Genomic DNA, 9198 nt, shown 5'->3' with positions numbered 1-9198 from the left:
GTGTAGCGTATGAATGGGCATTCTACACATAGGGCGCAATGTACGTATCAATACGATTGGGGCTTGCACAGATGCAGCTTAAGCTTGGCGCGAGCCAAACAATACGTTACCAATACGAAGATGTGTACTGCCTTCAGCAATGGCGGCAACATAATCATTCGACATGCCCATTGACAGGGTGTCGAGCACGAGCCCGTTGTTGTGCAGGTCATCGCGTAGCTGACGTAAGCGCGCAAAGGTTTGCCTTTGTTTTATAAAATCAGTCTCTTGTTGTGGTAGCGCCATCAGTCCGCGTAGTTGCAGATTCGGTAAGGTAGCAATTTCTTGCGCCAGCGCCAGCGCATTGCTTTCATTGACGCCGCCCTTACTATCTTCTTGGTTAAGGTTGATTTGTAAGCAAATATTAAGGGGTGGTGCATTGTTGCCGCGTTGATCGTTGAGGCGTCTAGCGATTTTTATGCGATCAATGCTGTGCACCCAGGAAAAATGTTGGGCAATGGCGGCGGTTTTATTTGATTGAATGCGGCCAATGTAATGCCACACAATATTTAGTTTGGTGAGCTGTTGTTGCTTTGCTAATGCCTCATGGAGGTAGCTTTCACCAAATTGGCGTTGGCCAAGCTCATAAAGCTGTGCAATGTCTGACGTGCTATGACCTTTGCTGACGGCAAGCAAGCAGACTGTGCCTGGCTCGCGCTCATAGTGCTGACAGGCTTCATGGATATTGCGAGTTATCGCTTTATAGCGAGAGTCGATAGTATTCATGTTGAATGCTGGGCAGTGTGTTTTATTTTATAATCCAGGGTTAAAGGGTGCCTCCCTAGGTGTACTTACGGCTCACGCCTTTTGGCTGTATGCTTTAGGTCTCGCAGAGGTCGTAAGTACACCTAGGGGTGTGTTTACGTTACACCAAGACCGTAAAATCAAGCTGATCTTGATGCTGCCGCTAATTTGTCCAAGATACAATTATCATATACGACTAGTTTAAACCGATTCATCAGGAGTATTCAGTGGATATTTCAGAACTACTTGCTTTTAGTGTTAAAAACTCCGCCTCTGACTTGCACATCTCGGCAGGCTTACCACCAATGATTCGTGTCGATGGCGATGTTCGTCGCATCAATGTGCCTGAGCTGGACCACAAAACTGTTCAGTCGATGATGTACGACATTATGAATGACCGTCAGCGCAAAGACTTTGAAGAGTTTTTAGAGACCGATTTCTCTTTTGAAATTCCTGGTCTTGCGCGTTTTCGTGTTAATGCCTTCACTCAGGCACGTGGTATGGGTGGTGTATTTCGTACTATTCCATCCAATATTTTGAGTTTAGAAGAGTTAGGTTGCCCTCCAATCTTTAAGAAAATTGCAAAAAACCCGCGTGGCTTAATTTTGGTTACCGGGCCAACCGGTTCGGGTAAATCGACGACGCTTGCGGCAATGGTAGACTATCTTAATGGCGAAGAGTTTGGTCATATTCTGACCATTGAAGATCCTATCGAATTTGTTCATCAGAGCAAGAAATGTTTGATCAACCAACGCGAAGTGCATCGCGATACCCTTGGTTTTAACGAAGCACTGCGTTCAGCATTGCGTGAAGACCCTGACATTATTCTGGTGGGTGAAATGCGTGACCAAGAAACCATTCGTCTTGCCCTCACTGCTGCTGAAACAGGCCATTTAGTCTTTGGTACTTTACATACTAGCTCTGCTGCAAAAACGATTGACCGTATTATTGACGTGTTTCCTGCCGCGGAAAAGGCCATGACGCGCTCAATGTTATCGGAATCACTACGCGCAGTGATTTCACAAACCTTATTGAAGCGTGTTGGCGGTGGTCGCATCGCTGCACATGAAATTATGTTGGCTACGCCAGCCATTCGTAACTTGATTCGCGAAGACAAGGTGCCACAGATGTATTCTGCTATTCAGACTGGCCAGGCGGTGGGTATGCAAACACTGGATCAATGTTTGCAAGATATGGTGCGAAAAAGCTTGGTGAATAAAGTCGAAGCACGTGGCAAGGCGACTAATGTAGATTTGTTTAATTAAATCTGCATGGTGGCAAGGCTGGATTAAGTCTTGCTGCCCAATATTTTTTTATTTCCCTCTACACATCTTATCGTAGTGAAATAATTTTCCAGCCATGCGTTTGCGCATGGCGCGTCAGCGCTGCGTCAGCATCGACAGCGACAGGGTGATCGACTCTCTGTAACAGCGGCAGATCATTATGCGAGTCGGAATAAAAAGTGCTACCGTTAAGATCGTGATGATTCTTCGTTAGCCATTCATTAAGCCGTGTCACTTTGCCTTCGCGAAAGCAGGGCGTGCCCTGGTAGTTACCACTAAATTCACCCTCTATTTCTTCAGACTCAGTCGCAATCAACGTATCAATGCCGAACGCCTTGGCGATAGGCGCCGTCACGAACCGGTTGGTCGCCGTAATGATAAGCAGGGTATCGCCTGCATCACGGTGTTGTTTGATCAATTGTTTAGACTTATCAAGCATGATGGCTTCGATTTTTTCAGCCATAAATTGTCGGTGCCACTGATCAAGCGTTGCCCGGGGGTGTTGCGTTAAAGGCGCGAGCTGAAAGGCAAGAAAAGCGTCTATATCCAAGGTACCATTTTTATAGTCTTGGTAAAAACGCTGATTTTCGCGCTCATGGGTGCCGCTATCGACAACGCCTAGTTCAATGAGAAATTGCCCCCACAAATAGTCACTGTCGCCAGCAAGGAGGGTGTTGTCCAGGTCAAATAAAGCGAGGGCCATATTTTGTGGTGTTTGTTCTGTGAGCCAGTAGGTGCCTGAGGTTAAAAGTATTTTGGCAGGGAATATTTGCTGCCCCCTCAAGTCTGTGCCATTCTATCATGCAAGATAATATTGTGATGTTCTACCATGATTGATAAGGATGGTTTTCGCTATAACGTTGGGATAATACTGGCAAACGATAAGGGAAAGCTGTTTTGGGGGCGTCGCATCGGCCAAGATGCGTGGCAGTTCCCGCAGGGCGGCATGCACCCTAATGAGACGCACGAGCAGGCGATGTATCGTGAGCTCGATGAAGAGACTGGTTTACAGCCCAAACATGTTGAAATTCTTGGTTATACCAGGGATTGGCTGCGCTATCGCCTGCCACAACGCTTAATTCGTCACGACAAAAAACCGATTTGCGTTGGTCAACGGCAGATTTGGTACTTACTTCGTTTTGTTGGCAGCGAAGATGATTTTTGTCTCGATACCAGTGATAAACCTGAATTTGATGGTTGGCGTTGGGTGCATTATTGGTATCCAATGGGTCAGGTCGTGCCATTTAAACGCAAGGTCTATAGGCAAGCGCTGAGCCAGCTACAGCGATGTTTAACTGATGGTGATGAAAAGCTGGCTATTGCAGACCTAGGCTCCTGACTAAAGCGTTTTTATCAATACCTTGGCATTACGTTGATAATTGTAGAGTCCGCGCCGTTTCCTCGGCAGTTTTTCCATGCTGGTTGTGCGAAAGCCGTGTTCGCGAAACCAATGACTGGTCTGGGTGGTGAGCAAAAATAATTGTTTTATTGCTTGCTCACGCGCCTTTTTTTCCATTGCTTTCAATAATTGAGCGCCATAGCCCATATCACGATATTCTGGGTGTACAGCGAGGCAGGCGAGCTCAGCCATCTGTTTGTTGGGCGACGGGTAAAGCGCTGTACAGGCAATGATGGCACCATCACGCTCGACGACGTGGAAACGTGCTATTTCGTTTTCCAGTTGATCACGCGAGCGTCGCACGAGTATGCCCTGGGCTTCCAAAGGCTCGATAAGTGTGACGATGCCAGCGATATCGTTATCTGTTGCAGGGCGCATACCTTGGTACAGATCAGCACTAATCAGGCTACCAATGCCATCACGGGAAAACAGCTCAAGTAGTAGGGCGCCATTAATTTCATGGCTGACGATATGACAACGTTGCACACCACGCTTACAGACGCTTATTGCCAGTTCTAGCGTATGTTTGCTCTGGTCAGAGAGCTTACGCTGGCTTGCTAGCAAGCTTTCGGCCTCTGTCAGGTTGAGTTGCGGTATCAAACAACGGCGACCATCGAGGATGCCGCGTTCTTCATTGAGTATCACTAGCTTGTCAGCACTCAGCGCGCTGGCGCAGGCTGCTGCGACTTCATGTGCAGTGAGATTAAACACTTCGCCACTGGATGAATAGCCCAGGGCAGGTATCAGTACAATGGTGTTGAGATCTAATTGTTGGCGTATCGCCTGGGCATCAACCCGACGCACTTCACCGGTAAAGAGATAATCAACGCCATCACGCACGCCAACAGGTTTGGCAGTAATGAAATTGCCGGAGACAACACGAATAGTGGTGCCTGGCATTGGTGATTCAGTCAAACCCATAGCCAGTTGTGCTTCGATATCGATACGAATACTGCTGGCAGCATCTTTGACGCACTGCATAGCGTTGGCATCAGTGATACGTTTACCATCGATATACTGGATAGTAGCCCCTTGCTGCGCCAAACGCCGTTCGATCTGTGGCCGAGCGCCAGGTACGAGTACCAGCTTGATACCTAAACCCTGTAATAGAGCGATATCGTGTATGAGATGACTGACATTGTTGGCCTCGATGGCATCACCACTTAGCGTAATGACGAAAGTCTTGCCAGCAAACGCATGGATATAGGGCGTGGCGTGGCGTAGCCAGCGTACAAACTGTTGTGGTTGTTCAATTGACACAGTGTTCCTCGATGTGTGTTTGTGCCCCAAGAGCCTGCCCCCGCGAAAGCGTGGGGGCATGTTAGCGTTGCGAAATTCTTAATTTTGCCTATAATTAGCTCTGATAAACAAGCTTATTGAGGCTGACTGGCTCAGTTTAGTGATAAAAGCCAGTCTATGGCCAGCCATTTTGATTAGTAATTTTGAATATAGGGGATAATAATGTCAGATAAACATCCACAAGCAGCAGAAATTATATTCACCGGTTTAGTGTTGCTTGGTTGCATTATCGCAACCGTTTTATTAATGGTTAAGCACGCCTAATCCGTTATTCAACTGTTGGTTTTTTGCTGCCAGTTGTTAAGGAGTCTCTGATCTATTCATGAACTCGTATCTTATGTCTGAACCCTATCGTATAAAGGGCAGCTTCTGCGTTGCTAATTTTGGCAATAGCCCCGCTATTGTCTGCGATTTGCGCCTTGAATCTGCCCTTTATTTGCGATAGGGTTCAGGCACAATCTACTTCGTTCAGAATAAATCAGAGGCTCCTTGAGTATTTTTGTTTAGCCAGCTGATTGCGTATGAATAGCACTTGGTTGGCTTGGCAAGCCTCCCGTTTCATCTGGGTCGTATTCAAGCCCTGCTTCCAGATTAGCAAAATCCCATAAATTTTTATCCATCAACTGACTTGGTTGGATATTGCTCAGTGCGCCAAACAGGTTGCTGGGGACTTTGTCGTTTTCCGCTGCCAGCTCTGCGACTAGACGTTTGACACGCTGACGTTTGAGGTTTTCTTGTGAGCCACAAAGATTACAAGGAATAATGGGGTATTGTTGAATCTTAGCGTATTCGATAATGTCCGCTTCTTTGCAATAAGCCAAGGGTCGAATCACGATATTGCGTTTATTGTCCGTTAATAATTTCGGTGGCATTGAACGTATCTGGCCGTTATAAAGCATTGACATCAACATGCTATGGATCAAGTCATCACGATGATGCCCCAGCGCGACTTTATTAAAGCCATTTTCTTGGGCAAAGCGATAAATGTTGCCACGACGCAAACGTGAGCAAAGCGAACAATAGGTTTTACCCGCTGGAATTTTTTCGACGACTACAGAATAAGTATCGCGTTTTTCAATGGTATGGGCAATGTCTTGATCCTTTAACCAGGCACGTAGCCCTTCATCGTTCCAACCGGGTTGCGACTGATCCAGCGTATATGAGTGTAGCGAAAAACGATTTTGTGAATTTTTGCGAATTTCATTAAGCAAATAAAGCAGGGTAAAAGAATCTTTACCACCCGATAAGCAGACCATGACGCGATCACCTTTTTCGATCATCTTGTAATCGGCGATTGCTTTGGTGATGTAATGCAATAATTTTTTTTCGAGTTTTGCCATGGTGTAACAGTCCAGAGGAACTAGCGGCGCGTATAACGGTGTTTGACGCCAGCCGGGAAATAATCAGGATGGCCGTGGGGCCATAGTGTGACATCGATTTTTTGTTGTGCAAGGGGCACATAGGCTTTGAATTCACTATTCAGCCGTTGTAGTTCATTGATTACAGCGGCTTCTATCGTAGCAGTGTTGACATTGTTTTCTGTAATTTGTGGTAGTAACTCAACGGCGAGACAAAGCATTTTATTGAGTTGCCTATCATCAACGGCTGCTAGAACAAACTTACCACTGACCCAAGCGTTTATTGGCGATTGTTCTAACGCAACGCTGATGTTTTCCGGGTAAATGTTTGCGCCAAAATAAGACACAGTGAAATCAGCACGGCCAAAGAGGTAGACAAAGGGCAATTGGCGTGCATTATGAATATCGATTTCGTAGCCGTGAGAATTCGCTATTTTCAGCATGTCATCATAACTAAATATGCCACCTTTATCATTGATGTGGTAGCGTATCAGTGGCACACCATTATCGCCACTGACGACCAACGTGCCCTCGTGCGTTTCAAAGTAACGACTGCTTGGGTCGTATTGCATAAGTGCGGGTAAGCGTGATTCACCAAAGACCTCGCGTGCAGCGTCCGGGTTTTCAGCAAAAAAACGACGTAGACTGATGGACAAAGGCGTTTCATTGCCCAGTACACCAGCATCGGCGGTGCCGTATAAAGAAGCGCTGTCATGGCAGGGTTGTTTTGAGCCAGCGTAATCCATTAATAATTGGCGCCATTCCTCGCTAAAGACTTCGCCAGCAAAAATAAACCGTAGGTGATAGCGTGGCCAATCTATATTTTCGCTGCGACCACGATCAAGCAAGCCCTTGATAAAGGGTGGATAACCCGCCAGTACGGTTTGGTCGAAGTTTGGCGATAGCTCACGGATGATACGAAAAATCTCATCAACATTACTGCCTGGTGTGAGCAAAGTCAGCGCATAGCCCTTTTGTGCGACGAGTCGTACGCAGTTGGCCGTGTAGATACCGCCCACCCAATTACCTAAGGCAAAACAGACAACGACGAGCGTGGAACGGGAATGTGCAGCAAAGCTGTCGTGCAATACCTGTTCGAAGCGCGCTGCGATATCGAGTTCGTGGCGTATGCTGCGCGGCCAAAACATTGGCTGACCGGTTGAGCCGGACGAGACAGCAATCATTTCACATTGATCAAGACGGCCATGACGACAACGCTGAGCCAGTGGGTAAGCGCGCATGTAGTTGTCTTTCGTCATTAACGGTAGCTTGGCAAAGTCGGCGCGGTTATTGATGTTGGCACCAAAGCCTTGTTGGCGCAGCCAATCAGCATAAGCAGGTACGTCAGCAAATGTTTGTTGAAATAAGGATGATAAGTATTCGTCCCCACTGGCTCCTGTTAGCAGTTCGCCAATCGGGGTATCGAAAAAATGTTGGTAGGCTTTGATATGGGAGTTGGCACTCATCATCATGGTCGCGGTTGGTGTCAGGTAGTTTTTACTATTATCAAGCTTTCTTGTAGAGAGGAAAACCATTTCTTATTGGCAGTATTTGTTAAGATTGCGATTATTACTAACACTAAACTGTAAAAATAGACGGATTAATGGATAAGAAACTAAATAAGTATAGCGCGCGTATTACCGAGCCGAAGTCGCAGGGCGCCTCGCAGGCGATGTTATATGGCACTGGCCTGGATGAAAACACCATTCATGCGCCGCAGGTGGGTATTGCCAGCATGTGGTATGAAGGCAATACCTGCAATATGCATTTGCTCGACTTGGCGGCCAAGGTCAAAGAAGGCGTGGTCGCGGCGGGTCTTGTCGGCATGCGTTTTAACACTATCGGTGTCAGTGATGGTATTTCCATGGGCACTGATGGCATGAGTTATTCGCTGCAATCGCGTGACCTCATTGCTGATTCTATCGAAACCGTGATGGCGGCGCAGTGGTATGACGCCAATATCTCGATTCCGGGTTGCGATAAGAATATGCCGGGTTGTGTTATGGCGATGGCGCGTCTCAATCGTCCAGCGTTAATGGTCTACGGTGGTACGATTAAACCGGGTCATTTAAAGCAAAATGGTGAAGTCACTACGCTCGATATTGTCTCGGCATTTCAGAGCTACGGCGAATTTCTTGCTGGCAGCATTGATGAAGAGACACGCCAGAACGTGGTTAAAAATTCTTGCCCTGGTGCCGGTGCCTGCGGCGGTATGTATACCGCTAATACGATGGCATCAGCGATTGAAGCGATGGGCATGTCTTTGCCTTATAGCTCGTCTACACCGGCGGTTGATGCGGGAAAAATTGATGAATGCCTGCGCGCTGGTGCGGCGATTCGTAATCTGCTGGAAAAAGACATCAAGCCACGCGACATTATGACGCGTGCGGCATTTGAAAATGCCATAGTTATTATCATGGCACTGGGTGGTTCGACCAATGCGGTGTTGCATTTGTTAGCCATGGCCAAGGCCGCTGATGTTGAGCTTGTTATTGACGATTTCCAAACGACAAGTGATCGCATTCCGTTTCTGGCCGACCTAAAACCAAGCGGTCGTTATGTGATGGAAGACTTGCATAATGTGGGTGGTACGCCAGCAGTCATGAAGTATTTGCTGGAGCAAGGGCTGATCGATGGCTCTTGCCTGACTGTAACGGGTGAAACCGTTGCCGAGAATTTGGCTGACTTGCCCGCATTGAGTGATGGCCAGGATGTCTTCATGCCATTGGATAAACCGATCAAGAGAAGTGGTCATATTCAGATCCTCAAGGGTAATTTGGCGCCAGGTGGCTCAGTGGCTAAAATTACCGGCAAAGAAGGTCTGCGTTTTAGTGGTCCAGCGAAAGTGTACGATGCTGAAGAAGAGATGCTGTCTGCTTTAGAGCGTAGCGAGATTAACAAGGGTGATGTGGTCATTATTCGTTATGAAGGCCCGACGGGTGGCCCGGGTATGCCGGAAATGTTAACCCCAACATCGGCGATTATGGGTGCAGGTTTGGGTAATGATGTGGCCTTGATTACTGATGGCCGTTTTTCGGGTGGTTCACACGGTTTTATTATTGGCCATGTGGTGCCC

8 protein-coding genes are annotated in these 9198 nt (G+C 47.3%); 3 read left to right on the top strand and 5 right to left on the bottom strand.

The genetic code is table 11. The annotated features are described in order from the left end of the window. Positions 1-78: 78 nt before the first annotated feature. Positions 79-765: a YggS family pyridoxal phosphate-dependent enzyme gene (locus tag JKY90_06035; GenBank protein ID MBL4851823.1), complete on the bottom strand. Its 687-nt coding sequence runs from the start codon at positions 763-765 to the stop codon at positions 79-81. A 245-nt stretch (positions 766-1010) separates the two neighbouring features. On the opposite strand from JKY90_06035, the gene JKY90_06030 reads away from it, so the two are divergent. Continuing rightward, positions 1011-2048, top strand: a complete 1038-nt coding sequence (locus JKY90_06030) for a type IV pilus twitching motility protein PilT (GenBank protein ID MBL4851822.1) — start codon at positions 1011-1013, stop codon at positions 2046-2048. A 67-nt stretch (positions 2049-2115) separates the two neighbouring features. Here the strand turns inward: JKY90_06030 and JKY90_06025 are convergent, their stop codons facing one another. Then, complete coding sequence (locus JKY90_06025) at positions 2116-2769, bottom strand: HAD family hydrolase (GenBank protein ID MBL4851821.1); 654 nt, start codon at positions 2767-2769, stop codon at positions 2116-2118. A 126-nt stretch (positions 2770-2895) separates the two neighbouring features. Here JKY90_06025 and JKY90_06020 point away from each other — a divergent pair, with 126 nt between their 5' ends. Next, positions 2896-3405, top strand: a complete 510-nt coding sequence (locus JKY90_06020; protein MBL4851820.1) for an RNA pyrophosphohydrolase — start codon at positions 2896-2898, stop codon at positions 3403-3405. Here the strand turns inward: JKY90_06020 and argA are convergent, their stop codons facing one another. The 3 genes from argA to JKY90_06005 all read right to left on the bottom strand — a co-directional run bounded on the left by argA (position 3406) and on the right by JKY90_06005 (position 7591). After that, on the bottom strand, positions 3406-4785 hold the full coding sequence (gene argA / locus JKY90_06015; protein ID MBL4851819.1) for an amino-acid N-acetyltransferase: 1380 nt from the start codon (positions 4783-4785) through the stop codon (positions 3406-3408). Between the two features lie 482 nt (positions 4786-5267). Next, the gene (gene ttcA, locus JKY90_06010) at positions 5268-6104 is read right to left on the bottom strand and encodes a tRNA 2-thiocytidine(32) synthetase TtcA (GenBank protein ID MBL4851818.1); all 837 of its coding nucleotides are present in this window, start codon (positions 6102-6104) and stop codon (positions 5268-5270) included. Between the two features lie 20 nt (positions 6105-6124). Beyond that, positions 6125-7591, bottom strand: a complete 1467-nt coding sequence (locus JKY90_06005) for a phenylacetate--CoA ligase family protein (protein ID MBL4851817.1) — start codon at positions 7589-7591, stop codon at positions 6125-6127. Positions 7592-7725: 134 nt separating this feature from the next. On the opposite strand from JKY90_06005, the gene ilvD reads away from it, so the two are divergent. After that, positions 7726-9198: dihydroxy-acid dehydratase (gene ilvD / locus JKY90_06000; GenBank protein ID MBL4851816.1), on the top strand; the 1473-nt coding region annotated here is incomplete at its 3' end.

This window comes from Gammaproteobacteria bacterium (assembly GCA_016765075.1).
Taxonomy (GTDB): Bacteria; Pseudomonadota; Gammaproteobacteria.
The sequence above is the reverse complement of the archived record's forward strand: the minus strand, read 5'-3'. Positions and strand labels throughout refer to the sequence as shown.

What these genes read in the sequence shown, in the direction of transcription:
- ttcA (MBL4851818.1), bottom strand. Translation starts at nt 6,104, where the DNA reads ATGGCAAAACTCGAAAAAAAATTATTGCATTACATCACCAAAGCAATC.
- JKY90_06020 (MBL4851820.1), top strand. Translation starts at nt 2,896, where the DNA reads ATGATTGATAAGGATGGTTTTCGCTATAACGTTGGGATAATACTGGCA.
- JKY90_06025 (MBL4851821.1), bottom strand. Translation starts at nt 2,769, where the DNA reads ATGGCCCTCGCTTTATTTGACCTGGACAACACCCTCCTTGCTGGCGAC.
- JKY90_06035 (MBL4851823.1), bottom strand. Translation starts at nt 765, where the DNA reads ATGAATACTATCGACTCTCGCTATAAAGCGATAACTCGCAATATCCAT.
- argA (MBL4851819.1), bottom strand. Translation starts at nt 4,785, where the DNA reads ATGCCCCCACGCTTTCGCGGGGGCAGGCTCTTGGGGCACAAACACACA.
- JKY90_06005 (MBL4851817.1), bottom strand. Translation starts at nt 7,591, where the DNA reads ATGATGAGTGCCAACTCCCATATCAAAGCCTACCAACATTTTTTCGAT.